The organism is Corynebacterium stercoris (assembly GCF_024160105.1).
Classification (GTDB): Bacteria; Actinomycetota; Actinomycetes; order Mycobacteriales; family Mycobacteriaceae; genus Corynebacterium; species Corynebacterium stercoris.
In genome coordinates this window covers 73,416-99,889 of the sequence record NZ_JAMFTQ010000003.1, presented here as the reverse complement: position 1 = coordinate 99,889, position 26,474 = coordinate 73,416, and the positions used below count along the sequence as shown (strand labels likewise).

Sequence of the window (26,474 nt, the reverse complement as noted above, 5' to 3'; positions counted from 1 at the left end):
GCGGCGATCATGCCAACGAGGAGAGACTACCACCGGGCGTTGGCAGGCTTGCAATCGCACCCGGCCGCAAGGGCGGGCACAGGGGTTAGCGCTCCAGCTGCTCCACCACGGCCTCGCCGACGCCGGAGGCGCTCATCGGGTTCTGGCCGGTCACCAGGGTGCCGTCGACCACGACGTGCTTGGTCATAGGCACGGTGGCAGTGGAGTACTCGCCGGCCTCGGCCTTGAGTTTGTCTTCGAGGCTGAAGGGGACTTCGTCGGCACGCATGGCCAGCTTTTCCTCGGCCCAGGAGTAGCCGGTGACTTTGAGCCCGGAGAGGAGAGAAGTGCCGTCGGCAAGCGTGACGCCCAGGAGCCCGCACGGGCCGTGGCACACGGCGGAGACGACCTTGCCTGCGTCGGCGAAGTGGGCGACGGCGCGGGAGAGGTCTGCGGAGTCGAAGTCGTACATGGTGCCGTGGCCGCCGTTGAGGAAGATGCCGTCGTAGGCATCGAGGTCCACGTTGGCAATGGCCGGGGTATCGTCGAGCAGGGACATGAACTCCGGGTCCTCGTAGCGCTTGTTCGTGCCACCCATCTGGATAACCGGGGTTTTCAGGCTCACCGGGTCGATCGGGACGACGCCACCGGCGACGCTGGCCAGGTCCACCTCGTGCCCGGCCTCGGTGAGCACGTCGTAAAAGTGGGTGAACTCGCCCAGCCACATGCCGGTGCGGATGCCGGAAGTGGCGTAACGGTGGACGCTTGTTGATACTGCAAGGATCTTCATGCGGCCCATTACAGCACAGCTCGGACTGTGCCAGCTTTCTCGTAAGGAACCGTCCACCAACACACAGCGCAAGGTCATTGCGTCCAAGGGTTGGTCCGCCATAATCACTCTTGCGCGCGATGACAAGCGTGGCACGGGAAACAATGACAGCGAAACGGCCAGTCACTTCCATTCAAGGAGGTGGCTGGCCGCTTCGTTTGCGCCGAAGTTACTGCGCCGCGGTCACTTCACCGACCGGAGCGGTGTCCGGGGTGGCCTCCTCGGCGACCTCGGCCGGCACCTCCGGCTGCATCGCGGGCTGCTGGAAGAAGCCCGGCAAGTCGAGCGGGCCGAAGATGGCGTTGCGCAGGTACTCCACCACGGCCTGGTCGACCGTCTTGTTGCCGGTGCCCACGTGGCCGTGGCCCGGGCCGTGCACGGTCACGAGGTGGGCATTCATCGGCTCGGCGATGCCGAAGCGGCCCTCGAAGATGGTCTGCGGGTCACCGGTGCCGTTGAACTGCAGCGGGCGGGTTGCCAGCTTAGAGCCGTCGAGAGGCACGGTGCCCGTGATCGGGGCGGCGCCGTTGCACTGTAGGCCGGACGCCATGGTGGCGAACGGCGCCTCGAAGGCGTTGCCGGTCTGGCGGGCCCACAGCGCCTTCGGCAGCTGGGTCAGGTCCGGATTTGCCACACCCTCGTTGCACGCCTGGACGGACATGAGCATCACCTGGGCGATGGACTGGCCCTCGTACTCCTCGACCAGCGCCGGATCCGGCTCCGGCATGGTCTCGCCGCGGGCCTCCATCTCCTCGGCCAGGGCCTTGTTCTCCTCCTGCAGGGAACCGTTGGTGGCGCGGGCGATCTGCTCCCACATCATCGGCACGGGCAGGAGCTGGTACGTCATCAGGTACAGCTCGGAATTCGCCTGGTTCGCGCCCGGCTTGAGGAAGCGGGTGGCCACGCCCTCAGCCTCCACGCGCGCCTTGCCGGTGGCGGTGATGGCGTTCGCACCGGCCTGGCCGGTGAACTCGAAGCCCGGCGGCAGGTCACCGATGCGCGCTGGCGGGGGAGTGACGGTCGGGTTCGTGCCGGTCTCGGCCAGGATCTGGTTGTACCAGTACTGGTAGGCCTTGAGCGGGGTGTCGCCCATGTGCAGGGTGTCGTCGTTCGCCGCGACCCACTCGAAGTAGTCGTTGAGCGCGCGCTGGAAGCCCAGCTCCTGGCTCGCGCCGATCTCAGTCCACATCATCGCCGGATCAGCGGCGGAATCGAGCACTAGGCGATCGGTGTGCTCCGGGTACGCGGTGGCGTAGGCGGAGCCGAGGTAGGTGCCGTAGGAGGCGCCGATGATGGAGATTTGCTCCTCGCCGAGCGCCTGGCGCACCTGCTCCCAGTCGCGGACGTTGTTCTCGGTGGTGATGGTGCGGGTGTAGCCCGGACGGCCCTGCTCGCACTGGGTGCGGATGAAGCCGCCGGGGCGGACCATCACGTCGTACTGCAGCTGCAGCATGGCCTGCGGGTTCGCCGGCTCTTCCGGGTCCGGGCACTCCAGCGGGGTGGAGTGGCGCAGGCCGCGCGGCTGCACCGCGACCATGTCGAACTCCTGCAGCACCTCCTGCGGCCACAGCGCGTTCGAGTCGGCGTCGGAGATGTAGCCGTAGGCGTCCACGCCCGGGCCGCCCGGGTTGGTGAAGATGGTGCCGCGGCGGGCAGCCGGGTTCTTCGCCGGCACGCGTACGAAGCCGATGGTGATCTTTTCGCCCTCCGGGTTGGCGTAGTCCATCGGGACCTCCACGCGGCCGCACTGGGCGCCCTTCTCCGTCACGTGCGGCGGGCACTTTTCCCAGGCGATGGGACTTGCGCTTGCCGACGCCGCACCCAGCGGCGCCGCGAGCACAGTCAAACCAGTTGCGAGTGCAGTGCACATGCGGAGGAGTTTGGAGGCCACAGTGGATCCCTTTCGCGTACGTGATATTCCCGCGCGTGATGCTATCGGAATTCTTGGTAAGACGCTGTCAATTCGATCGGAAACGCCGAAGCGGCCGCTCAGCCCCGAATCGTCGGGGCCGAGCGGCCGCTTGAGCTGCGTAATTAGTGGACGACCATCACGATGAGGTCGCGCGGGCCGTGGACGCCCTCGACACGCACGAGCTCAATATCGGAGGTCGCGGAACCGCCGGAAATCATGGTGTTCGGCTTCAGCGGATCCAGGCGGGCCACCAGCTCGGGCACGCCGAAGACCACGGAATCCGGGCGCACGACGACAACGTGGCGGTCCGGCACCAGGGACAGGGAGCGGCGGCCACAAGCGTCGCCCGCCTCGAGCACGATGGTGCCGGTCTGTGCGGAGGTCACCTTCGACTCGGTCACGGCGGCACCGATGTCGTTGAGTTCGCGCGGGTCGCTCGACGGATCGTCGGCACGCGCCTCGCCCTCAAACGCCTCGAAGAGGGAGGCATCCATGCCCGGGGCGTAGACGATGTCGGTCGCACCGCGCTCGGCGAGGATGCCGGCGATGTCCTTCGCCAGGTTCTCCTCGCTCGTCTCAACGACGGTCGCTTTGTAGTCCACGAGGCGGTCGATGAGGATCTCGCGCAGCTCCTCCGTGCTCAGGTCGGACTCGGTGCGGTACTCGCGGATCGCCTCGACGTGGGACGGCGTCTCGGAGAGCTGCTGCGCGTTGCGGATGCGCTGCAGGATCTCCTTCTTCGCGTCCGCGTTCCGACGCTCCTCAGTTGCGTTGTTGCCCGTCACTTTGGTGGTCATAGCTACTGCTCCTCTCCGAGCGTATCCAGGCGGTCAGGGGCATTGTTGGGCTTCGCATCCGGGATGCCCTCGCGGCGGGCCTCGGCGAGCAGCTCCTCGCGCTCCTCAGAATCCCACCACTGGCGGAAGGACTTCTTCGGCGGCACGGCCACATCGCGGTACTCGGTCCAGCCGCTGATCGGCGGCGGCATGGTGCTGATCTCGCCGTTGAAGCCGCCCAGCAGGCGGCCGGCGGCAACCATGCGCACCACGCGGTTCCACAGCGCGCTGTTACCCCACAGGAGGCTGATCATGCCGAATGCCTTGGACTCGAAGAACGGGGTCTCGTTCTTCACCTTCTGGTGGCGCAGCTCCAGCAGGATGTCGGTGATCGGGATGCGCACCGGGCACACCTCGTCGCAGCGGCCGCACAGCGAGGACGCGAACGGCAGGGAGCCGTTCGGGTCATCGGTGGAGTCGATGCCGGTGAGCTGCGGGGTGAGGATGGCACCGATCGGGCCCGGGTAGGTGGAGCCGTAGGAGTGGCCGCCCGCGCGCTCATACACCGGGCACACGTTCAGGCAGGCGGAGCAGCGGATGCACTTCAGTGCCTCGCGGCCGATCTCGTTGGACAGGGCAGCGGTGCGGCCGTTGTCCAGCAGAACGATGTGGAAGTTCTGCGGGCCGTCGCCCTCAGTCACACCGGTCCACAGGGAGGTGTACGGGTTCATGCGCTCGCCGGTGGAGGAACGCGGCAGGAGCTGGAGGAACACGCCGAGGTCGTCGAACGTCGGCAAGAGCTTCTCAATGCCCATCACAGAGATGAGCGTCTCCGGCAGGGTGAGGCACATGCGGCCGTTGCCCTCGGACTCCACGATGGAGACGGTGCCGGTCTCGGCGATACCGAAGTTCACGCCGGAGATGGCCACCTTGGCCTTCATGAACTGCTCGCGCAGGTACTCGCGGGCGGCGGCTGCCAGCTCCGGCGGGTTGGAGGTCAGCGTGTCGTCCGTGTTCGGCATCTTGTCCACGAAGATGTCGCGGATCTCGGCGCGGTTGCGGTGAATCGCCGGCACGAGGATGTGGGAGGGGAAGTCCTCACCGAGCTGCACAATGAGCTCGGCCAGGTCAGTCTCCTGCGCGAAGATGCCGCGCTTCTCCAGCTCCTCGTTGAGCGCGATCTCCTGGGTGGCCATCGACTTGATCTTGACCACGTTCTTCTCGCCGGTTTCCTCGATGAGGCGGGCGATGATTTCGTTGGCTTCCTTGGAGTCGCGTGCCCAGTGCACGTGGCCGCCGCGGGCGGTGACGTTGCGCTCGAACTCCTCGAGCAGCTCCGGCATGCGGGCGGCGACATCCTGCTTGATGGTGGAGCCCGCGGTGCGCAGCTCCTGCCAGTCCTCGCACTCGTCCACCACTGCCTGGCGCTTCACGCGGATGGTGGTGGTGGCGTAGTTGAGGTTGCGGCGCTTGGTTACGTTGTCCAGCTCGCGGTGCGCGGCCTTCTGGAACTTCTGCTCGCCGCGCAGGTGGTTCGGGCCCACTGCGTGCGGCGGCATGGTCGGCTTGCCCAGTGCAACTTTCACAGCATCTTCTCCTTCGAGTACGCGGCCGACGTCGGCGTCCACGGGTGCTCCTTGGTCGACGCCAGGATCTCAGCCATGTGCACGGCGCGGATGCCGCTGTGCTGGCGGCTCATCGCGCCGGCGATGTTCATCAAGCAGGAGGAGTCACCCGCGGTGACGTACTCCGCCTTGGTGTCCTTGATGTGGCGGGTCTTGTCCGACACCATGGCGGCGGAGACCTCGCTCATCTTCACCGCGAAGGTGCCGCCGAAACCGCAGCACTCCTCCTCGTTCGGGAGGTCGACGAGCTCCAGGCCCTCGACAGCGCGCAGCAGGTCCTTCGGGCGCTCGCCCACCTTGATGAAGCGCTTGGAGTGGCAGGAGGCGTGGTAGGTGACGCGGTGCGGGAAGAATGCGCCCACATCGGTCGTGCCCATCACGTCCACGATGAACTCGGACAGGTCGTAGGTCTTGTCTGAGGTCGTCTTCGCGCCGTCGGCAAGCGAGGAGCTGCCGTAACGTTCAGCGATGCGCACGTGCTGCTCGCGCACGGCGCCGGTGCAGGAACCGGACGGGACAACGACGTAGTCAATGGACGGATCGGAGAACGTGTCCACGTACGTCTCAATGATGGGCACCGCCTGCTTCTGGTAGCCGGTGTTGACGTGCATCTGGCCGCAGCAGGTCTGCGACTCCGGGAACACCACTTCGCAGCCGAGGCGCGAAAGCACAAGCGCGGAAGCCTTGTGTGCGTCGGGGAAGAGTGCGTCGCCGATACAAGTAGAGAACAGCGCTACTCGCATGTGGGCTCCTTCATGGTTGGTAATGAGCGGTGGTATGCGGTTTTACAGTCGGTCAAAACTAGCGTGTCCCGCCCACCTGCTGGCGGAGCGGGACACCAACGGCACAGGTGTGATTTTACCCGTTATGTATGCCGAATTGTTGGAGATGGTGGGGTTAGACCACCGGCGCGAGCCCGGAGAGGATGTTCGTCTGCAGGAACACCAGGACACACACTGCGATAAGGAACCCGAAGGACCACGGGAAGACCTTCTTGAAGATCTCGGACTCCTTGCCCTCCATGTTCACCGAGGTGGCGGCGATAGCGAGGGACTGCGGGGAGATCATCTTGCCCACCACACCACCGGTGGTGTTGGCGGCGAGCATGAGGTCCGGGTTGAGGCCGAGGCGATCCGCCGCGGTGACCTGGAGGTTGGCGAACAGCGCGTTGGCGGAGGTGTCGGAGCCGGTGACGGCCACGCCGACCCAGCCGAGGACCGGAGCGAAGAACGCGAAGGCCGGGCCGAGGTTGGCGAAGAACTCACCAATGGTGACGGTCTGGCCGGAGTAGTTCATCACGAACGCGAGCGCGAGGACCAGGAAGATGGTCGCAGCGGACCAGCGCATGCGGTAGGCGGTGTCCACCCACTCCTTGCCAACCTGGCCCCAGGTGAGCTTGTAGCGGCCGTTCTCGTTGAAGATCATGTAGATGATCGCCACGATCAGCGCAGAGATGACCAGCAGGGAACCCGCGTTGTTGATGTAGGCGAAGGAGTAGTCCGTCTTCACTTCGCCGCCGGCGTCGTTGAGCAGCTTGCCCGTCTCGATGCCCGGCCACGGGAAGGAGATCTTGAAGCTCTTCAGCCAGGTCGGGATGGTCGTGCCCAGGTTGGCGATGCCGAAGATCACCACGACGATTGCGTACGGCAGCAGGGCCATGAAGACACGGTTGCCCGGCAGGTGGATCTCGTTGGCGGAGTGGCCCTCAACCTCGAGGCCGAGGCGCTGGCGGGACTCCGCAACACCCTTCGGCTGCCAGAAACGCAGCAGGATGAACGCGGCGCCGAGGGCGACGATGCAGGCCACGACGTCGGTGAGCTGGTACTGGAAGAAGTTCGAGGTCCACCACTGAGCGATACCGAAGGACAGGCCGATGACGGTTGCCGCCGGTGCGGTGTCCTTAACACCCTTCCAGCCATCGACCAGGAAGGCGATGATGAACGGCACGAAGAACGCCAGGAACGGGGTCTGGTGACCAACGATGGCAGCGATGTTCTCGGTCTGCTCGAGGGTCCGGCCACCCACTTCACCAGCGGTGGTAATCGGGATAGCCACGGCACCGAAGGCCACCGGAGCGGTGTTGGCGATCAGCACGATGGTTGCGGCGCGCAGCGGCGGGATGCCCAGGGTGAGGATCATCGTCGCGGTAATGGCAACCGGTGCACCGAAGCCGGCGAGCGCCTCGAGCAGGCCACCGAAGCAGAACGCGATGAGCATTGCCTGGATGCGGACGTCGCCGTTACCCATCTTGTCGAAGACCAGGCGCAGGTCCTCGAAGCGGCCGGATGCCACGGTGATCTGGTAGAACCAGATCGCGCTGAGGATGGTCCAGACGATGGGGAAGAGGCCGTAGAGGCCGCCGCGCAGCGCGGAAGAAAGCGCCATCGCGGTGGGCATGTGGAAGCCGAAGATGGCCACCAGGATTGCCACGACCAGGGCGACGAGCGCCGAGGTGTGGGCGCGGGCCTTCACGCCCAGCAGCATGATGAAGAAGGTGATGAGCGGCAGGGTTGATACCAGTGCCGACAGGCCGACGCTGCCGCCAACAGCGTCGGTGAACACCTGGAATTGGTTCATGAACACGCTCCTTACAAGCGAGTCGGGGGAGCGTGCGGGAGCGCGCTCTCGGGACTTGAAGTCATGGAAATCAGTGACGGCCGGAACGTTCGTGTGGTCCACACCATCCAGGCTCGGCTCCTGTGATCCATGGCGAATTATGTCAGCACATGCAACGTATTCGGAAGCTGTAGCAAACTTTCGCCACGAGATCTTCAACACTTTTCCCAGCAAACACTCATAGCTGGCGTTTTCCGCGCTGGTCGGGGGTAGCCGTGCGGTTCATCCGGGGGTAGGGGGAGGGGCCCCGCCGCCTGAATTACACTTGGCCGTCATGACACCAGCGGACCTTGCAACCACTATCCGGCAGATCACCGTGGACGTCCTGCGTGATCGCGAGTTGGACCACGAGGCGGTCCCGGAGGTGGTCACCGTCGAGCGCCCCCGCAACCCCGAGCACGGCGATTACGCCACCAACGTGGCGCTCCAGGTGGCTAAGAGGGCGGGCATGAACCCGCGCGAGCTGGGGCAGTTGCTTGCCGACGCTCTGTTGGCCCACCCCGCTGTCGAATCCGCCGAGATCGCCGGCCCGGGCTTTATCAACCTGCGCCTGGCAAGTGACGCGCAGGGCCAGCTCGTCGCCCAGATCCTCGAGCAGGGCGAGGCGTACGGCACCTCCGAGCTCTACGACGGGCAGAAGATCAACCTCGAGTTCGTCTCCGCGAACCCGACGGGCCCGATCCACCTGGGCGGCACCCGCTGGGCTGCCGTGGGCGACTCTCTCGGCCGCGTGCTCGAGGCGTCCGGCGCCGACGTGACCCGGGAGTACTACTTCAACGACCACGGCGGCCAGATCGACCGTTTCGCCCGCTCCCTGGTGGCCGCGGCCAAGAACGAGCCGACCCCGGAGGACGGCTACGGCGGCGGATATATCAAGGAGATTGCTCAAGCGGTCGTCGATAAGCGTGGGCCCGAGGTGCTCGACGGTGAGGCTGCCGAGGTGCAGGAGCGCTTCCGCGCGGACGGCGTGGAGATGATGTTCGCGCAGATCAAGGAGTCCCTGCACGATTTCGGCGTGGATTTCGACGTGTACTTCCACGAGAACTCCCTGTTCGAGACAGGCGCGGTGGATAAGGCGATTCAGACGCTGAAGGACAACGGCAACCTCTACGAGGCCGACGGCGCGTGGTGGCTGCGCTCCACCGATTTCGGCGACGACAAGGACCGCGTCGTGATCAAGTCCGACGGCAACGCCGCCTACATCGCCGGCGACATCGCGTACGTGGCCGACAAGTTCGACCGCGGCCACAACCTCGCCATTTACATGCTGGGCGCGGACCACCACGGCTACATCGCGCGCCTCCGCGCGGCGGCTCAGGCGCTGGGCTACGACCCGCAGGCGGTTGAAGTGCTCATCGGCCAGCTGGTGAACCTGGTGCGCGACGGCCAGGCGGTGAAGATGTCCAAGCGCGCCGGCACCGTGATCACGCTCGAGGACCTCGTCGACGCGATCGGCGTGGACGGCGCGCGCTACGCGCTCGTGCGCTCCTCCGTGGACACCAGCCTGGACATCGACCTCGACCTGTGGACGAAGCAGTCCTCCGACAACCCCGTCTATTACGTGCAGTACGGCCACGCGCGCCTGTGCTCCATCGACCGTCGCGCCGCGGAGGCGGGCGTCGGAGGCGACGGGGCGGACGTGGACTACGGCCTGCTCACCCACGAGAAGGAGGGCGACCTGATCCGCACCCTCGGCGAATACCCGGCCGTGGTCAAGGCCGCCGCCGAGTTGCGTGAGCCGCACCGCATCGCCCGCTACGCCGAGGAGCTGGCCAGCGCCTTCCACAAGTTCTACGACTCCTGCCAGATCCTGCCGAAGGCAGGGGAGGACCCGCAGCCGATCCACGCCGCCCGCCTCGCTTTGGCGCGCGCAACGCGCCAGGTGCTGTCCAACGCCCTGGGACTTATCGGCGTCAGCGCGCCGGAGCGGATGTAGGAGTTGTCTCGGTGACTGTATTTATTTCCACTCCGTACGCGGAGGACAAAGGCACCTTCAACGACCTGCCCGCCCACGTGTGGCCGCGCGGTGCCCAGCGCGAGGAAGACGGCGTGATCACGATTGCCGGCGTGCCCCTGCCGGAGATCGCCGAGGAATACGGCACGCCCGTCATGGTGGTTGACGAGGACGACTTCCGCTCCCGCTGCCGTGACATGGCCGAGGCCTTCCGCGGCCCGGAGAACGTGCACTATGCCTCGAAGGCGTTTCTCACCAGGCGCATCGCCACCTGGGTGGACGAGGAAGGTTTGGCGCTTGACGTCGCCAGCGAGAACGAGCTGCGCATCGCGCTCGCCGCGAACTTCCCGCCGGAGCGCATCACCGTGCACGGCAACAACAAGTCGGACGCCTTCCTGCGCCTGTGCGTGGAGTCCGGCGTGGGCCACGTTGTCATCGACTCCCACCAGGAGCTCGCGCAGCTCGAGGCCGTCGCCGGCGAGGTCGGGCGTACCCAGGACGTGTTCATCCGCGTGAAGCCGGGAGTGGACGCGCACACGCACGAGTTCATCGCCACCAGCCACGAGGACCAGAAGTTCGGCATCTCGCTGGCCTCCGGCGAAGCGTACAAGGCAGCCGTCGCCGCGATTGAAGCGGAGCATCTTGAGCTCACCGGCCTGCACTGCCACGTCGGTTCCCAGGTGTTTGACGCCGACGGCTTCAAGCTGGCCGCCGAGCGCGTGCTTGGCCTGTACGCGCAGATCTTCCGCGAGCGCGGCGTGGCGCTTGGGTACCTGGACCTCGGCGGCGGCTACGGCATCGCCTACATGCCGGGCGAGGAGCCGCTGGACGTGGGCCTCGTCGCCCAGGACCTGCTGCACGCGGTGCAGGAGACTGCCGACGAGCTGGGGATCACCGCTCCGACCGTTGTCGTCGAGCCGGGCCGCGCGATTGCCGGCCCCGCCGCCGTCACCGTCTACACCGCGGGCGTGATCAAGGACGTGGACACCTCGTACACCACATCGAGGCGCTACATCGCCGTCGACGGCGGCATGAGCGACAACGTCCGCCCCTCCCTGTACGGCGCGCTGTACGATGCCCGCGTGGCAAACCGATTCACAGAGGGGCAACCGACGGCCACCCGCCTCGTCGGCTCGCACTGCGAGAGCGGCGACATCCTCATCGAGGACGCGAAGTGGCCCGACGACATCGCCCCCGGCGACCTGATTGTGCTGGCAGCGACGGGTGCCTACTGCTACCCGATGGCGTCGAACTACAACTCCTTTGGCCGCCCGGCGGTGGTCAGCGTCCGCGCTGGCCGCGTCACACCGATGGTGCGCCGCGAGACGGTGGAGGACATCCTCGCCCGCGAGTACTAGTCGCGGAGCTCCTCCAAGAGCTCTTCGTGGCTCACGAGATCACCAACCTCAGCATTGCGGGCATCACGGAGATCGAGTGAATCTTCCAGCGCCTCCATTGCCCTGTCGAACAGTTCTGGCGAGATGAGTACTGCCCGGCGGACGGCCCCGCGGGAAAGAATTTCAACAGGCTCGCGTTGCGCAGAGGCAATGTAGAGGCTCTGGTTGGCCCTGAACTCGGAAAGCGAGGCGGAAGTCATGCATGCAATGTTACAAGTTGTACAACTCGGGGGCAAGGGCCGACTGTCAGGATCCGCACAACGCTTACAGGCTAAACTAGCGCGGAGCTGTGCCACTACTGCATCACTGCAAGGAGAACACCACCCATGACCGCCGCTGAAAGCAACGGAAACTTCCCCGGCAAGGGCGCCGGCGCGCCGGTCGGCGTCGCCATCCTCGGCAAGGGCACTGTGGGTACTGGCGTGCTCCAGCTGCTCAGCGAGTTCTCCTACAACTTGGAGCAGCGCATCGGCGGCCCGATTGAGGTGCGCGGTGTGGCTGTGTCGAACGTCGATAAGCACAAGGATGCCCCGGAAGTCCAGGGCCTGTACCTGACCGGCGACGCGACCGAGCTTATCGAGCGCGACGACGTCGACGTTGTCGTCGAGGTGATCGGCGGCATCGATTACCCGCGCGAGCTGGTGCTCAAGGCACTGCGCTCCGGCAAGTCTGTGGTCACCGCGAACAAGGCGCTGGTGGCGGCGCACGGTTCCGAACTTGCCGACGCCGCGAATGAGGCCGGCGTCGACCTCTACTACGAGGCTGCGGTGGCCGCCGCGATTCCGGTTGTGGGCATGCTGCGCCGCTCACTCGCCGGCGACCAGGTGCAGCGCATCTCCGGCATTGTCAACGGCACCACCAACTTCATCCTCGACGCGATGGCGACCACCGGCGCGAGCTACGAGGAGGCGCTGGCGGAGGCGACCCGCCTGGGCTACGCCGAGGCCGACCCGACCGCGGACGTGGAGGGCCACGACGCCGCGTCGAAGGCCGCGATTCTCGCCTCCATGGGCTTCCACACGCGCGTGACCTTCGACGACGTGCACTGCGAGGGCATCACGCAGATTACTGCCGACGACATCGCTGCCGCCAAGCGCGCGAATCAGACCATCAAGCTGCTGGCTATTTGCGAGCGCCTCTTGGACGAGAACGGCAACACCCGCGCCGTGAACGCCCGCGTGCACCCGACGCTGGTGCCCAACGACCACCCGCTGGCCACCGTGGACAAGAGCTACAACGCGATCTTCGTCGAGGCTGAGGCCGCCGGCCGCCTGATGTTCTACGGCAACGGCGCCGGCGGTGCCCCGACCGCGTCCGCTGTGCTCGGCGACCTGGTCGGCGCCGCGCGCAACAAGGTGCACGGCGGCCGCGCCCCGGCCGAGAACCTCTACGCCGACTACCCGGTCGTGGGCTTCGAGGAAGTAGAGACGCGCTACCACATCAACATGACGGTCAACGACCGCGTCGGCGTGCTCGCCGACTTGGCGCGGCAGTTCGCCGACTCCGACGTGTCGCTGTCCGCCGTGCGCCAGGAGGAGTCCGGCGACGAGGCGCACCTCATCGTGGTCACGCACGCCGCGCAGGAGCGCAACCTCCAGGAGATCGTCGAGCGCCTCAAGGGCCACGAGGATGTTCGCAGCGTCAACTCCGTGATCCGCCTCGGCGCGTAGAGGAGGGGCTGAGATATGGCAACTGACCTGCAAGTTGGCCTGAAGGCGACGGTGAAGGTGCCGGGTTCCTCGGCGAACCTGGGCCCGGGATTTGACACCCTCGGCCTCGCCGTGGGTATCTACGACACCGTGGAAGTCGAGGTCACCGCGAGCGGCCTCGAGGTGGAGATCTTCGGCGAGGGCGCGGACGACCTGCCGCGCGACGGCTCCCACCTGGTGGTCAAGGCGATCCGCTCCGGCCTGAAGGCGGCGGACGTCGAGGCACCGGGCCTGCGCGTGGTCTGCCACAACTCGATCCCGCAGTCCCGCGGCCTCGGTTCCTCCGCGGCCGCCGCGGTGGCAGGTGTCGTCGCCGCTAACACGCTCGCGGGCTCCCCGCTTGATAGCGACGCCGTGGTCCAGCTCTCCAGCGAATTCGAGGGCCACCCGGACAACGCGGGCGCTTCTGCGCTCGGCGGCGCCGTGGTGTCCTGGACGGACATCCCCGTCGACGGCCGCTCCAAGCCGCAGTACCGCGCCGTGCGCATCCCGGTCGACTCCTCGATCCACGCGATCGCTCTGGTCCCGGACTTCCACGCCTCCACGAATGCGGTGCGCAAGGTGCTGCCCTCGCACGTCACGCATGTGGATGCGCGCTTCAACGTGTCGCGCACCGCGGTGATGACGGCAGCGCTGCAGTCCCACCCGGAGCTGCTTTGGGAGGGCACCCGCGACCGCCTGCACCAGCCGTACCGCGCGGATGTCCTGCCGGTTACTGCAGAGTGGGTCAACCGCCTGCGCAACCGCGGCTACGCGGCCTACCTCTCCGGCGCCGGCCCGACCGCAATGGTGCTCACCACCGGCGAGACCGACGAGAAGCTCCGGGCCCTGCTTGACGACGCCCGTTCCGCCGGCCTCAAAGTCCACGAGCTCGAGATCGCCGGCCCCGTCACCGCGGAGCTGGTCCGCGACTAGCGCGCCATGCCGCCGCGGAGGCTCGCGATGCCGGTAACGCCGCGGGCTTGAAGCACCGCGACGGCCTCGGCGGATCGCACCCCGGAAGCGCAGACCACGACGGTGCCCGGTGCCGGCTCGGCACGAGTCTCGCCCGCGATAATCTGCCCGAGCGGCACGTTCACTGAACCGGGCAGGTGGAAGGCGGCGAACTCCTCCGGCTCACGCACGTCGAGCACAGGCGCGCCCGGCGGGATTTCAGATACCTCCGGTACTGCCCCGGGCGGGTCGTCGTTCCGCACCCGTTCGGCGACGGCGGGATCGGCGACCAAGGGCACGTATTCCCACGTGCCGGCGAGGCTGTCGTAGTAGCCGATCCTGCCGACTAGCGGCTCGCCCATGCCGGTGACCAGCTTCAACGCTTCGACGGCCATCGCGGAGCCCACCACGCCGACGAGCGGCCCCAACACTCCGGCCTGCGCGCATGACGGCACTGACCCGGGGGCAGGAGGGGCGGGGTAGAGGTCCTCGTAGACCGGGCCGCGGCCGGCCCAGAAGACGCTGAGCTGCGCCTCAAAGCCCAGGATCGAGCCCCACACGTGCGGTACCCCGAGGCGCGCGCAGGCGTGGGAGACCGTGTGGCGGGTGGCGAAGTTGTCGGACCCGTCGAGCACCACGTCGGCGCCGCGCAGGACATCGACGGCATCGGGCCAGGTCAACCGCTCGCGCACCACGTCGACGGGCACCTCGGGGTTCAATCCAGCGAGCCGCTCGGCGGCGGAGTCAACCTTCGCGCGTCCTACGTCGGCGGTCGAGTGGACGATTTGGCGGTGGAGGTTGGTGAGGTCGATGGAATCGTCGTCGATAAGCGTGATGCCCCCGATACCAGCGGCCGCGAGGTAGAGGAGCGCGGGGGAGCCGAGGCCGCCGGCGCCGACGACGGCGACACGCGCGGCGCGGATGCGCGACTGGGCCTCGGCGCCGATGAGCGCGACCTGGCGGGCGTACCTATCCATTGAGCCCCACCCACTCGGTGGTGCCGTCCGCCATGGTCTGCTCCTTCCAGATCGGCACCTCGGCCTTCACGCGGTCGGCGGCGGCCTGGCAGGCGGTGAAGGCGTCGCCGCGGTGGGCGGCCGCAGCCACGACCACGAACGCGAGTTCACCGATCGGGACCGGGCCGACGCGGTGCGCGGCGCCGATGCGCACGGGGTGCACGGCGGCGACCTCGGTAAGCACGCGGGTGAGCTCGACCTCCGCGCTTGGGTGGGCCTCGTAGGTCAGTGCTGCAACAGGGTCGCCGTGGTCGTGGTTGCGGACGATGCCGTCGAAACGCACGAGCGCGCCCATCGCTTGGGTCACGGCATCGGCGGCCAGCGCCTCGGGGTCGAGCGGCGCATCGGTGACCACGCCGCCCACCACCTGGCCGGTCTGCGCGGCGACGTAGTCCGGGTCCGGCTTCGGGTGGGCCGCGGTGCCGTGGGCGAGCTCCACGATGTGCTCGAGGATCGGCTCGAGCACAGTGCAGCCGTCGCGCACGCCGCCGGTGGAGCCGGGCAGCGTCATCACGAACGTCGACCCGGCCATCCCGGCGACGGCGCGGGAAAGTACTGCCGTCGGCACGTGCTGCGCTCCGTGCGCGTAGAACGCGTGGACCACGCCGGGCAGCTCGCGGTCGATGAAGGGGGTGACGGCCTCGACGGTGGCGTCGTCAGGCGAAATGCCTGTGCCCCCGGAGGTGAGCAGCACGGCGGGGCGGCGGGCGAGTGCGGCGCGCACGGCAGCACCGATCTCGGCGTCCGCGACCACGGTGGCGTCAGGCGTGTCGAAGCCCATCCGGCGCAGGAAGTCGACGGCGATGGGGCCGGAGCGGTCCTCGTAGATGCCGGCGGCGGCGCGGGTGGAGGCGACGATGACGGCGGCGGTGCGCGGCGTAGTGGTCATAGCCGCATGTTAGAGCGGATAGGTGAGCACGAGGTCACCGGGGTTACGGCGCGCACCCGCCGGCACGCGGATGAGGCAGGTCGCGGCGGTCGCCTGCACGATGAGATGGGAACCGGCGCCGCCGATGGGCAGCGCACAGCCGTCCTCGATGCGGGCGCGCAAAAATTGCTCTTTGCTGTCCAGCCCGCGCACATCGCGTGCCGACGGATGCAGCTTTACCCACACCGGCTCCGGCGCGTAACCCAGGACCGGTGCGACGTAGAGGCGGAAGCTCACCAGCGTTGAGACGGGGTTACCCGGCAGCGAAATGACGGGGATGTCTTGGAAGGTGCTCAGACCTTGCGGGCCGCCCGGCTGCTGCGCGACGTGGCCGTACCAGGCGTTGCCCGTGAACACCTGGCGCACCACTTCGAACTTGCCGTGGCTGATGCCGCCGGAAGTGACAATCGCCTCGACACCGCCCGCCGCCGCGATCGCGTCGGCTACGGCGGTGCGGAGGGCGTCGGGGGAGTCGTCGGTGCGCACGTGGCCCGCGACCTCGATGCCGGCGCGGTCGGCGAGCGCGCGCAGCATCGGCGAGTTCGAGTCGGGGATGCTCGCCGCCCCCGCACTGCCGATCTCGCGGCCGCCGGTAATGAGCAGGATGCGCGCGGGCGCGACCACTTCGACCGTGTCGATGCCCTGGCTGGCCAGCGCCGCCACCAGCGCCGGGTCGACGCGGGTGCCCGCGGGGGCGATCATGCTGCCGGCAGGCGCGTCGGCACCTTGGGGACGCACGAACTGGCCGGCGCCGCCTTCGGGCAGCGTGACCTGATCGCCGGCGGGGAGAAACTCGGCCGGTTCGCAGCGCTCGACGGGCGCGACGCGGACGGTGCCGCGCGGCAGTTTTGAGCCCGTCATCACGGGCGCCGCCAGCTCGCCTAAGCCCCCCGGGTAGAGCTGGTCCGGGTCCACACCCGCGGGCACGGTGGGGCCGACCGGCGCCGCGCCGGCACCGGTGAACCCCACCGCGTAGCCGTCCATCTGCGAGTTATCGAACGCCGGCGAATCCACGACTGCCGCCACGTCGTGTGCGAGTGCGGCGCGGATGGAAGCGGCGTCGAGAAGCGGCATGCTCCGCGTGGCGCGCGCGGGGACCAGGGCGCGCACGGCGGTGAGGTGGGCTTCGGGGGTGCGGTGCATGGCCGTTACTCTAGCCACATGCGTATCCACTATTTCGCCGCCGCACGCGCTGCCGCCGGGGTCAGCGAGGAAGCCGCCGGGGAGCACGCCACCCTGGAACTTGTGCTTGCCGACGCCTGCCAGCGCCACCCCGAGCTCGAGCCCATCCTGCCGCGGTGTTCTTTCCTGGTCGACGGGATGCGGGCGGAGCTGGACGCCTCGCTTGCGGGCGCTGAGCGTGTCGACGTACTGCCGCCGTTCGCGGGAGGTTAATCAGCGAGGTAGAGCCTGGTTTGGGCGGGGTCGACGGAGAACGTGACCGCCTGGCCGGGTTCGAGTCCGCCGTCGAGTGCGTCTGCGCGGGGAAGCGGGAGGGTGATCGACTCGGATTCGCTGAGGGTGAGTTCGACGGTGGCGTCGCCGGTCGGGGCGATGTCGACGGCGCTGACGGTTGCGCGGAGATCACCGCCGAGCGCGGCCGCTGCCGGCGGGAAAACGGCGACCGCGGGGGTGCCGGGTGCGATGGGGGTGGCGGCGGTGCCGGCGATGTTGCCGGCGGGGGATGCGAGCGTTGCATCGTCGGTCGCCGTGCCCGTAACGCGGTTCACGCCCACGAGGCGGGCAGCGAAACCCGTTGCGGGCCGTGCGAAGGCTCCGGCGGTGGGGGTGAGGCTCACCACCTCGCCGCGTTCCATCACCGCGACATGGTCGGCGAGCGTCGCGATGTCCAAGGCGTTGTGGGTGACCAGCACCGTCGTCCGGTCGGCGGCGGTTGCGCGCAGGAGGTGGCGCCACTGGCGGGCGGAGGCGACGTCGATGGCGGCGAAGGGTTCGTCGAGAAGCAAGACGCGGGGGCGGGCGGCGAGGGCGCGCAGGAGGGAGACCTGGGAGGCTTGGCCACCGGAAAGCGCGCCGACGGGCACGTCCGCGAGCTCGGCGAGGCCGGCCGCGGCGAGGAGTTCGGCGGCGCGGGCGGCATCCCCGGTGACCATCGCGATGGCGCCGCGGGCGGTGGTCGTCGGCGGCAAACCGGGGTTCTGGGTCAAAAGGACAACGCCGCGGCGGTGCGCTGGGACGGGGTTGGCGCCGGGGCCGTCGTAACGCGCGTTGCCTACGGCAACGTCCGCGTCGCTGGTGAGGCGCCCCGCGATGCGTCCGACGAGCGTCGTTTTCCCCGCGCCGTTCGGCCCGATGAGCGCGGTGGTGGCGCCGGCGGGGAAGACGCAGTTGCCGATGCGGACCGGTTCGGGTGCGCCGTCGGGAAGCGTGAGGCGCCGAAGTGCTTCTATGTCGGCGGCGCCGGTGGCGCGTGCGCGCTGCGGCGGGGTGCGGCGCGGGATGAGGGTGGGCAGGGCTGCGGCGGCGAGGGTGAGCACGGCGAGACCGACGAGGATCGCCGAAAGCCCGTAGGCGACCGATTGGTCGATCTCGCGCGCGAGGTAAATGCCCAGCGGCATGGTGCGCGTCACACCGGGCATGGAGCCGGCGAAGGTGAGCGTGGTGCCGAACTCGCCCAGCGAGCGCGCGAACGCCAGGCCCGCCGCGGTGACCAGCGCCGGGGCAATCGCGGGCAGCACGATGCGGCGCGTCGCGGTGCCCGGGCTGATGCCGACGGCGGCCGCTGAATCGGTGATTTCCGGGTCGAGCTGGCGCAGCGCCGCATCGAGGGTAATCACCACGAACGGCAGCGCGATGAACACGTGCGCCGCGACGACGCCCGGGAACGCGAAGGCGAATTGCCAGTTCAAGTCGTCGAGTAGCGGGGCGGCGATGCCGCGGCGGCCGATGAATGCGCTTAAGGCGAGGCCCGCCACCACCGGCGGCAGCGCGAGCGGGAGGAGGACCAGCAGGCGCGCGAGGGCCGCGCCTTTGCGCAAGTTGCGCATCCACAGCGCGAGCGGGGTGCCCAGCGCCACGGCGATGATCGTGGCGAGCACCGCCGAGCCGAGCGTGACGCGCAGCAGCTCGCGCGTTTCCGGCGCCGCGAGGATGTCGCCGAGGTCCGGCCACGGCACGCGCACGCCGAGCGCGACGATCGGTAGGACGATCAGCGCGAGCGCCAGGGCAGCGAGTGCTCTGACCGCGCCCGGGGTGGGGCGGGCGGCAGGACGGATCTCGGATGGCACGCGGGGACCCTACTTCGCCGCTGTCTTGGCCGGAGTGAAGCCGTGCTGCTGCCACACGGGCGCCATTTCGGGGCTGCCGAGCAGCGCGACGAGCTGCGCCGCCAGCTCCGGGTGCGCACTTTCACTGACGACGGCTGTGACCAGCGAGTTCGGGAACTCCTCGGCGCGCGGGATGTCGATCACTTCGACGGCGTCGCCGGCAGCGGCCGCGTCGGTGCGGTAGACAAACCCGGCATCCGCCTCGCCGGAGACGACCTTGCCGAGCGTGTCGGAGACGCTGTGCTCCAGGGAAACTGGGGCGACGCGCAGGCTGTTCGCATCGATGAGCTTTTGCGATACCGCTCCGCACGGCACCTGCACGTCGCAGAGGACGAGGTTCACGTCGCCGCGCTGCACGTCAGCGACGTTTCCGATGCCGGCCGGGTTCCCCTTCGGTACCACCAAGACCATGGAGTTGGCGGCCACCACCTGCGGGTTTTGGGCTACACCGGCCTCGACGGCATCGTTCATGTTCTTTTCGTCGGCGGTAATCAGCACGTCGCCCGGCGCGCCGTCGCGCAGTTGCTGCACAAGGGCCGAGGAACCCGCGTTGACAAAGGTGAGGTTCTCCGGGAAGAGCGCGCCGAGATCGTCGTTGAGCACGCGTGTCGACGCCGCCCCCAGCACCAGCACGTTCGGGGCAGCGGCATCGTCGGGCGCGGTAACCGGGGACGGGGTGCCCGAGGAGCAGGCTGCGAGCCCCAGCCCGAGGCAGAGCGCCCCGGCGGCGAATCGTGCAATGCGCATGGTGTCTAAAGGTAACACTGCCTACAGATCGACTTGGCCGAGCTCCGCGAGCTCGGCGGGCGTATCGTAGTCGCGCTCCGCGCCAGTGCCCGGCACGGTGACGTGCCCGCCGGCGGCGCGGACGAGCCGCATGACGGAGGCATCGCGGGCGGGGACCTGCGTCAGCGCCCTCGAGAGCGCGTCGCGGCGCCACAGCGCGCACAGGGGCTGGAGGCGTCCGTCGGCGGATTCGACGAGGGCCGCGTCAGCGGTGCCGGCCGCCCGCTCGAGCGCTTCCGCCAGTGCGGGCACGAGGTTCGCGGCATGCGGTGCGTCGACGGCGAGGATCGCAATGAGGTCCGGCACCGCGCCGGCGCAAGCGCGCTCCAGGTGGGACAGCCCCGCCGCAATGCCCGCGACCGGGCCGCCGAAGGGCGGGTCCTCGCTCACGGTTGGCGTTCCGCGAAGCCCCAGGTCGACGGGGCTGACCACCACGCGGGGCCATGCGGGCGGGAGGGTGGAAAGAAGAACGTCGATAAGCCGGGTGCCGTCGACGCGCACCTGCGCCTTGTCCGCGCCCATGCGCGAGGAGCGGCCGCCGGCGAGGACGATCGCGCCGATGTCCGCCATTTACGCGCCCGGCAGGTCGCGGGACCAGTCGCCGGAGCGGCCGCCGGATTTCGCGGTAATGCCCATGCGGCGGATGAATGCGGTCCGGTCCACGCCCTTGACCATGTCGATGACGTTGAGAGCGGCGACGCTCACGGCGGTGAGCGCCTCCATTTCGACACCGGTGCGGTCGGCCGTGCGGACGGTCGCTTCGATGAACACGTGGTCGTCGGCAAGCGAAAGCTCCACCGCGCACCCGTGCACGCCGATGGTGTGGGCCAGCGGGAGCAGCTCGGGCACGCGCTTGGCGGCGGCGATGCCGGCGACGCGGGCCACCGCGAGGACGTCGCCCTTGGGCACGGTGCCGTCGCGCAGCGCCTGCATCACCTCGGGCGAGCAGGCGACCTCGCCCTGCGCGGTGGCCTGGCGGACGGTGGGCTGTTTCGCGGTGACGTCGACCATGTAGGCCTCGCCGCTGCCGTTGAGATGCGTGAACTCCATGGGGCAGAGACTACGGGACGCAATCAGGGTGGATATCAGGGTGATCCCCCTCGCGACTGGACAGTGACGAGCGTTTAATAACAGCTATGGAACAATCCTCTCGGACGCGCACGGCGGCAACCGTGCGGTACCTCGCCCCGGACGTCGCGCGCGGCATGGCGCTCCTCGGCATCATCCTGGCGAACGTCCCCTCTGCGTGGCTGCCGCACTACGGCGTCGAGCACGCGGAGCACTTCGGCGGCTACACCGGGGAGCCGACGCTTGCGGAGGAGCTGCTCATCATCTTCCAAGCCATGTTTGTGCACGTCCGCGGCCTGCCCATGTTCTCCACCCTGCTGGGCGTGGGCATCGGGATGATCGCCGTGAGCCTGCACAAACGCGGCTACACCCCGAAGGCGGCCCGGCGCCTGATGATCCGGCGCTACGGGTGGCTGCTCGCACTCGGCGCGGTGCACATGGCGCTGCTGTTCGGCGGCGACATCATGGTCACCTACGGCTGCCTAGGCATCATCGTCGCCTTCCTGCTCACCCGCAGCGACAAGGTGCTGTGGTGGATCGCCGGCACCTGCTTCGCGATCATGGCCGTGGGCACGGCAACGCCCGTGATCACCATGGGCCCGGGCGAGGATTTCCTGATGGAGAAGGCCGGGACCCTCCCGATCGACGCGCCCACCACCTTCAGCGAACTCGCCGACAACCTCATGGTGGTGCTCATCTCCGTCGCTGCCACGCCGTTTTTCGCACTGCTGCTCCTGCCACCGGTGCTCATGGGCTTCATGTGGGGCCGCGCCGGCGTGCTGGGCAACGTGGCGCACTACCGCCGGATGCTCACGCGCTGGGTGCTCGTCGCTGCGGCAGTGATCCTGCTCATCGGCCTGCCGTGGGGCTTGAGCGCCATCGGGGTGCTGCCCGAGGCATGGGAGCCCTCGCTGCACTCCGCCAATGTGGTCATTGGGCTGCTCACCGGCCCCGGCATCGTGGCCGCGGTGGCGCTGGCGCTCGAGCCGGTGCAGCGTAGCGTTGCCGCCGGCGCCGCCACGCCGTGGTGGCTGCGGCCCTTCGTCGCACTTGGCAAGCGCTCCATGAGCGGTTACGTCGGCCAATCGCTCATCATGGTGCCCATTCTGCTCACCGTCCCGGCCTCGACGCTGCTCGCGCTGAGCATCCCGCAGCAAATGTGGCTCGGCGTGCTCGTGTGGGGGCTCACCCTCGTCGCCGCGTGCCTGCTGGAACTCGCAGGCCAGCCCGGCCCCTTCGAGCGCCTCCACCGCCGCCTCTCCTACGGCAAACAGGGGCTCAAACCTCAGATCAGTAGCACCGGGACGTCGGAGCTTTCGCGTGCCGACGCCTCCACCAACGCCAACCCGTCAATACCCACCAGCGAGGCAACCATGTGGGAACCCGGCGCGGCCGGGGAGAACGCTTGGGCGCGCGGGGTGTCGCCGGCGTAATCCACCCGCACCGGCACGACGTGGGTGGCGCTGTGGTGGGGGCGAGGCAGCGTCTCGCCCGCGCGGGCCGTCACACGCGGGCGCTCGGCGTACGCGAGGCCTGCGGTTGCGCCGGCCGCGGCCCGAATGAGCGGGGTGAGGTAGAGGTGCGCTGAGACGAAGGCGGCCACGGGATTGCCGGGCAGGCACACCACCGGGGTCTCGCGGAAGGTGGTGAGGCCCTGCGGCCCGCCGGGGCGTTGGGCGACGCGGCCGAACCACGCGTCACCGGTGCCGCCGGATTCGAGCACCTCGCGCACGACGTCGAAGGCGCCGGCGCTCACCCCGCCGGAGGTGACCACGATGTTGTGGGCGGCGCACGCGTGATCGAGCGCGGCGCGGAACTCGCCGGTGCCATCGGGCACGTGGAGAGCATGCACCTCTGCGCCGGCCGCACGCGCGATGGCGGCGAGCATCGGCATGTTGGAGTTCGGGATCTGCGCGCCGGTGATCTCGCTGGGCCAGGCGACGAGCTCGTCGCCGGTGGCCAGCACCGCCACGCTCGGGGTGCGCACGATGTCGACCTCGCGCACGCCGGTGGCGACGAGGGCGGCCAGAAGACCTGCGTCGATACATTCGCCGGGGCCTGCGACCTGCGCGCCGGCCGCGACGTTCGACCCCGCCCACCGAATGTGGTCCCGACCAGCGTGCACATCGTGAATGGTCACGTGCTCCGGCAGCGGCACCGGACCGCGGGGGATATCCGTCTGCTCGACGGGCACCACTACGATGCCTTCACCGGGCGGGACGGGAGCGCCCGTCATCACTCGCACCGCGCAGCCGGCGGGCAAGAGGCAAGCCTCGGCGCCGGCCGGGATGTCGCCCGCGACGGGCAGCGTGGCCGGTAGTGCCGCGAGGTCTGCGGCGTGGACGAGGAATCCATCCATCGCGGCGTTGTCGAAGGGCGGCACGGCGAAGCGGGCGGTTGCGGGGGCGGCGAGGTGGCGGCCAAAGGCGTCGGCAAGTGGGAGGCGCTGCGTGCCGGGGTGCGCGAGCCCAGCGAGTGCCAGGACGGCGGCGGCGTGCTCGGCGATTGAGCGGGGCGCGGTGTGCGGGGCCATGCGCCTAGCCGCCGATCTCGCTCATGAGGCGCTCCGGCTTTAAGAATCCGGGGTCGTCGATGCCGTGACCGGGCTTCTTCGCCCACATCGCGCCGGCCCAAAGCTCGGCGAGCTCGTCGTCGGTGGCGCCGGCGCGCATAGCGTCGCGCAGCGAAACCTCGTCGGCGGCCGCGGAGAAGAGGCAGGAACGCACCGCGCCGTCGGTGGTGAGCCGGGTGCGGTCGCATGCCCCGCAGAACGGGTGGGTGACGGAGGCGATGATGCCCACGCGCCCCGTGCGCCCGGTGGCGGGGTTGGTGATGCGCCAGCGCTCGGCTGGGGCGGGGCCGCGCGGCTCAGCGTCGGGGGCGAGCTCGAAGCGCTCGGTGAGCCGCTGGAGAATTTGCTCCGCGGTGACCATCTGCGAGCGATCCCACTTCTCGCGAGGGCCCAGCGGCATCTGCTCAATAAACCGCAGCTCCAGCCCGCGCTCGAGTGCGAACGCGGCCAGCTCGGGCACCGCGTCCTCGTTGATGCCCGGCATCACCACCGCGTTGAGCTTCACCGGGGCGAGCCCGGCGCTAAGTGCGGCATCGATGCCGGCGAACACGTCGTCCAGCCGGTCGCGCCGGGTCAGCCGTGCATACTGCTCGGGGTCGGGGGTGTCCAGCGAGATGTTGATCCGGTCGAGCCCCGCGGCCGCGAGCCCCGCCGCGCGCCGGTCCAGCCCGAGCGCGTTGGTGGTCAGGGCGGTTGTGGGGGCTTTGCCTTCGTCGGTACGCAGTTGCGCCGTGGCGCGCACGATGTCCTCGAGTGAGCGGCGCAAAAGCGGCTCGCCGCCGGTGAAGCGCACCTGGCGGATGCCCAGCTGCTCGGCTGCGATGCGGATGAGGCGGATAACTTCGTCGTCGGAAAGCGAGTGCTCCGTGGGCATCCACTCGAGGCCCTCGGCCGGCATGCAGTAGGTGCAGCGCAGGTTGCAGCGGTCGGTGAGGCTCACGCGCAGGTCGCGCGCAGTGCGGCCGTAGCGGTCGACGAGGGTGGTAGGGGCCATAGTGCGCCCAATGATAGGCGCGGGTTGCGTGCCGACGTTAGTCCGCAGCCGCGTCCGGCCGCGTCCCCGTCTCCACCTTCCGCGAGCGCGCACCCGGGCCGGGCAGCGCGATGATGTCGAATTCCTCGCGCTTCAAGTGCTTGCGCAGGTCCTTTTTGTCGAACTTGCCCACACTCGTCTTGTCGATGGACTTCACGAATGTCCAGTACTCCGGGGCCATCCAGCGCGGCAGCACGTCTGCGAGGCCCTCGCGCAGAGCGGCGGCCGTCTCGGGCGTCGGCTCGAACTCGGGGTGCAGCACCGTCACCGCGAGCGGGCGCTCGCCCCACTTCTTGTCCGGGATGCCGATCACGGCGCACTCGATCACGGCGTCCGCCTCCATGATGAGGTTCTCCACCTGGGCGGAGTAGATCCACTCGCCGCCGGAGCGGATGACGTCGCGGGCGCGGTCGTAGAGCGTCATGAAGCCGTCGTGCGTCACGGTGCCCACGTCGCCGGTGCGCAACCAGCCGTCGGCAGTGAAGTGCTCGTGCTCATCGGTGATGGACTCGCCGCGGAACTCGCTGGCCAGCTGGCCGGCCTCCTGCGTGGGGGAGTGGTAGTAGCCCTTGGCCACCAGGTTGCCGCGCACCTGGATCTCGCCCTGGGTGAGGTCGTTGGCGGCCATGACTCGGCCGTCGTTGACCACGCGGTATTCCAGCCACGGCGCGAAGCGGCCCTGGGACACGCGGTACGCCCAGCGCGCCTCACCCGCCGCGCCCGACGGGGGACGTGCGACCGTGCCTACCGACGACGTCTCCGTCATACCCCACACGTGCACGACATCCACGCCGTAGCGCTCCTCCCACACCTTGATCAGCGCGGGCGGGGCGGGGGAACCGCCGACGTAGATCTCCTGCAAACTCATGCGCTCCGGCGGATTGTTCAGGTAGTGGACCATGAGCTGGATCCACAGCGTGGGCACGCCGTGCGCCACGCGCGGGTGGGTCGACGCGATGAGCTTCGCCAGCGTCGGCGCGGACACGTCCGAATCCGGCAGCACCAGCGGGGTGCCGGCGAGGAACGCCGCGAACGGCACGCCCCAGCTCAGCACGTGGTAGATCGGGATGCAGCAGAGGAACGACTCGCCGTGCGCGACCGCGAGCGAGTCCGTGGCGCGCAGGCTCATCGCCTCCAGCCACAGCGAGCGGTGGGAATACGCCACGCCCTTCGGCGCGCCCGTGGTGGCGGTGGAATACACCAGCGCCGCCGCGGTGGTCTCCGGCAGCGTGGGCCACGCGAACACCGTGGAGCGCCCGTCGAGCAGCGCTTCGTAGCTGTGCGTATCGACGTTCGCAGGCAGCGCCTGCGCCAGTTCCTCCAGCGGCTCCACGCCCGTGAACGCCACGGACTGCACCTTGGGGCAGCGCTCCAAAACGCGGCCGAGCTTCGGGGCCAGGCGCGGATCGGCGACGATCACCTGCGCCTCGGAGTGGTTGACAATGAAGGCGATCTGATCCTCCATTAGCTGGATATTCAGCGGCGTGAACACCGCGCCCATCGCGGCGACGGCGAACATCACCTCCACGTGCTCGGAGCAGTTGTAGAGGAACGTGGCCACCCGCTGGTCCCCGTCAATCCCCAACTCATCCTTCAGCGCGTTCGCACACGCTCCGGCGCGCGCCCCAATCGTTGCGAAGGTAGTTTCCTCCGCTCCGCCCGGGCGCCACGTGGTGCACTTGGTGGATCCGTGCGTGGTGGACCCGTACTCCAGGATCCGGGCGACGGAAAACGGCACCTCCTGCATCGTTGAAAGCATGACGCTCACTCTAGCGCGGGCCGCGGGGCGGGTCGGAGATATGAATGTATGCCGTGTGCGCTATAGTGTGCGCAGGATCCCCGCACCGCTGTATGCAAGGCTAAGCACGCGGGGTTCGCGGCCGCCGCTTCATCGCGGCCCCGGACACGACCCGCCTCCCGCAGCGAGGGATGCGCGCGGCGCGATCCGCCCCCTTCACGCTTCGCCCCGGTGATGGCCCTGCCCGCCGGATACCTGAAGCGGGGGCTCACAGAAATTTGCACATTGCACACGAAAGCTACCGGTGCGGGCCCTA

At 68.7% G+C, this 26,474-nt stretch carries 22 protein-coding genes and 1 pseudogene; 6 read left to right on the top strand and 17 right to left on the bottom strand.

Annotation, left to right across the window (positions count from 1 at the left end; translation table 11 throughout):
* Positions 1-85: 85 nt before the first annotated feature.
* The 6 genes from M5J20_RS03955 to M5J20_RS03930 form a co-directional block, all read right to left on the bottom strand.
* Positions 86-769, bottom strand: a complete 684-nt coding sequence (locus M5J20_RS03955) for a type 1 glutamine amidotransferase domain-containing protein (RefSeq protein ID WP_253576550.1) — start codon at positions 767-769, stop codon at positions 86-88.
* A gap of 208 nt (positions 770-977) precedes the next feature.
* Positions 978-2,678, bottom strand: a complete 1,701-nt coding sequence (locus tag M5J20_RS03950) for an alpha/beta fold hydrolase (RefSeq protein WP_253576548.1) — start codon at positions 2,676-2,678, stop codon at positions 978-980.
* Between the two features lie 164 nt (positions 2,679-2,842).
* Positions 2,843-3,517, bottom strand: coding sequence for a LutC/YkgG family protein (locus M5J20_RS03945; protein WP_253576546.1), 675 nt, complete (start codon positions 3,515-3,517; stop codon positions 2,843-2,845).
* A 2-nt stretch (positions 3,518-3,519) separates the two neighbouring features.
* Positions 3,520-5,082, bottom strand: coding sequence for a LutB/LldF family L-lactate oxidation iron-sulfur protein (locus M5J20_RS03940; RefSeq protein ID WP_253576544.1), 1,563 nt, complete (start codon positions 5,080-5,082; stop codon positions 3,520-3,522).
* A complete protein-coding gene (locus M5J20_RS03935) occupies positions 5,079-5,864 on the bottom strand; it encodes a (Fe-S)-binding protein (RefSeq protein ID WP_253576542.1) in 786 nt (261 codons plus the stop codon). The genes M5J20_RS03940 and M5J20_RS03935 overlap by 4 nt, the downstream gene beginning before the upstream one ends.
* Positions 5,865-6,018: 154 nt before the next feature.
* Positions 6,019-7,698, bottom strand: coding sequence for an L-lactate permease (locus tag M5J20_RS03930; protein ID WP_253576540.1), 1,680 nt, complete (start codon positions 7,696-7,698; stop codon positions 6,019-6,021).
* A 313-nt stretch (positions 7,699-8,011) separates the two neighbouring features.
* On the opposite strand from M5J20_RS03930, the gene argS reads away from it, so the two are divergent.
* Both argS and lysA read left to right on the top strand, forming a co-directional pair.
* Positions 8,012-9,673 (top strand): arginine--tRNA ligase, encoded by a 1,662-nt coding sequence (gene argS / locus M5J20_RS03925; RefSeq protein WP_253576538.1) that lies wholly within the window; start codon positions 8,012-8,014, stop codon positions 9,671-9,673.
* An 11-nt stretch (positions 9,674-9,684) separates the two neighbouring features.
* Positions 9,685-11,049 (top strand): diaminopimelate decarboxylase, encoded by a 1,365-nt coding sequence (gene lysA, locus M5J20_RS03920; protein ID WP_253576536.1) that lies wholly within the window; start codon positions 9,685-9,687, stop codon positions 11,047-11,049.
* Here the strand turns inward: lysA and M5J20_RS03915 are convergent.
* Positions 11,046-11,288, bottom strand: a complete 243-nt coding sequence (locus tag M5J20_RS03915; RefSeq protein ID WP_253576534.1) for a type II toxin-antitoxin system prevent-host-death family antitoxin — start codon at positions 11,286-11,288, stop codon at positions 11,046-11,048. The genes lysA and M5J20_RS03915 overlap by 4 nt on opposite strands.
* A gap of 126 nt (positions 11,289-11,414) precedes the next feature.
* On the opposite strand from M5J20_RS03915, the gene M5J20_RS03910 reads away from it, so the two are divergent.
* A complete protein-coding gene (locus M5J20_RS03910) occupies positions 11,415-12,758 on the top strand; it encodes a homoserine dehydrogenase (protein ID WP_253576532.1) in 1,344 nt (447 codons plus the stop codon).
* A 15-nt stretch (positions 12,759-12,773) separates the two neighbouring features.
* A complete protein-coding gene (thrB, locus tag M5J20_RS03905) occupies positions 12,774-13,712 on the top strand; it encodes a homoserine kinase (protein WP_253576530.1) in 939 nt (312 codons plus the stop codon).
* Here the strand turns inward: thrB and M5J20_RS03900 are convergent.
* From M5J20_RS03900 to M5J20_RS03885, 3 genes are read right to left on the bottom strand one after another with little or no spacing between them, the layout of a single operon-like run.
* Positions 13,709-14,707, bottom strand: coding sequence for a ThiF family adenylyltransferase (locus M5J20_RS03900; protein WP_253576528.1), 999 nt, complete (start codon positions 14,705-14,707; stop codon positions 13,709-13,711). The genes thrB and M5J20_RS03900 overlap by 4 nt on opposite strands.
* Positions 14,700-15,635: a molybdenum cofactor biosynthesis protein MoaE gene (locus M5J20_RS11340; RefSeq protein ID WP_256478070.1), complete on the bottom strand. Its 936-nt coding sequence runs from the start codon at positions 15,633-15,635 to the stop codon at positions 14,700-14,702. The genes M5J20_RS03900 and M5J20_RS11340 overlap by 8 nt, the downstream gene beginning before the upstream one ends.
* 9 nt (positions 15,636-15,644) lie before the next feature.
* Positions 15,645-16,817 (bottom strand): molybdopterin molybdotransferase MoeA, encoded by a 1,173-nt coding sequence (locus tag M5J20_RS03885; RefSeq protein WP_253576525.1) that lies wholly within the window; start codon positions 16,815-16,817, stop codon positions 15,645-15,647.
* A gap of 18 nt (positions 16,818-16,835) precedes the next feature.
* On the opposite strand from M5J20_RS03885, the gene M5J20_RS03880 reads away from it, so the two are divergent.
* The gene (locus tag M5J20_RS03880) at positions 16,836-17,069 is read left to right on the top strand and encodes a MoaD/ThiS family protein (protein ID WP_253576523.1); all 234 of its coding nucleotides are present in this window, start codon (positions 16,836-16,838) and stop codon (positions 17,067-17,069) included.
* Here M5J20_RS03880 and M5J20_RS03875 read toward each other — a convergent pair.
* The 4 genes from M5J20_RS03875 to moaC are packed head-to-tail and all read right to left on the bottom strand — an operon-like array spanning position 17,066 to position 20,797.
* Positions 17,066-18,922 (bottom strand): ATP-binding cassette domain-containing protein, encoded by a 1,857-nt coding sequence (locus tag M5J20_RS03875; RefSeq protein ID WP_253576522.1) that lies wholly within the window; start codon positions 18,920-18,922, stop codon positions 17,066-17,068. The genes M5J20_RS03880 and M5J20_RS03875 overlap by 4 nt on opposite strands.
* Before the next feature lie 9 nt (positions 18,923-18,931).
* Positions 18,932-19,708: a molybdate ABC transporter substrate-binding protein gene (gene modA / locus M5J20_RS03870; RefSeq protein ID WP_253576520.1), complete on the bottom strand. Its 777-nt coding sequence runs from the start codon at positions 19,706-19,708 to the stop codon at positions 18,932-18,934.
* A gap of 21 nt (positions 19,709-19,729) precedes the next feature.
* On the bottom strand, positions 19,730-20,317 hold the full coding sequence (gene mobA / locus M5J20_RS03865; protein WP_253576518.1) for a molybdenum cofactor guanylyltransferase: 588 nt from the start codon (positions 20,315-20,317) through the stop codon (positions 19,730-19,732).
* A complete protein-coding gene (moaC, locus tag M5J20_RS03860) occupies positions 20,318-20,797 on the bottom strand; it encodes a cyclic pyranopterin monophosphate synthase MoaC (RefSeq protein WP_253576516.1) in 480 nt (159 codons plus the stop codon). It lies immediately after the preceding gene.
* A gap of 86 nt (positions 20,798-20,883) precedes the next feature.
* Here moaC and M5J20_RS11470 point away from each other — a divergent pair.
* Positions 20,884-22,074, top strand: a pseudogene (locus tag M5J20_RS11470) (DUF418 domain-containing protein); the annotation flags it as partial.
* 26 nt (positions 22,075-22,100) lie between these two features.
* Here the strand turns inward: M5J20_RS11470 and M5J20_RS03850 are convergent.
* From M5J20_RS03850 to M5J20_RS03840, 3 genes are read right to left on the bottom strand one after another with little or no spacing between them, the layout of a single operon-like run.
* Positions 22,101-23,348 (bottom strand): molybdopterin molybdotransferase MoeA, encoded by a 1,248-nt coding sequence (locus M5J20_RS03850; protein ID WP_253576515.1) that lies wholly within the window; start codon positions 23,346-23,348, stop codon positions 22,101-22,103.
* Positions 23,349-23,352: 4 nt separating this feature from the next.
* Positions 23,353-24,381, bottom strand: a complete 1,029-nt coding sequence (gene moaA, locus M5J20_RS03845; RefSeq protein WP_253576514.1) for a GTP 3',8-cyclase MoaA — start codon at positions 24,379-24,381, stop codon at positions 23,353-23,355.
* Positions 24,382-24,418: 37 nt separating this feature from the next.
* The gene (locus M5J20_RS03840; RefSeq protein ID WP_253576512.1) at positions 24,419-26,179 is read right to left on the bottom strand and encodes a long-chain fatty-acid--CoA ligase; all 1,761 of its coding nucleotides are present in this window, start codon (positions 26,177-26,179) and stop codon (positions 24,419-24,421) included.
* Between the last annotated feature and the right edge of the window lie 295 nt (positions 26,180-26,474).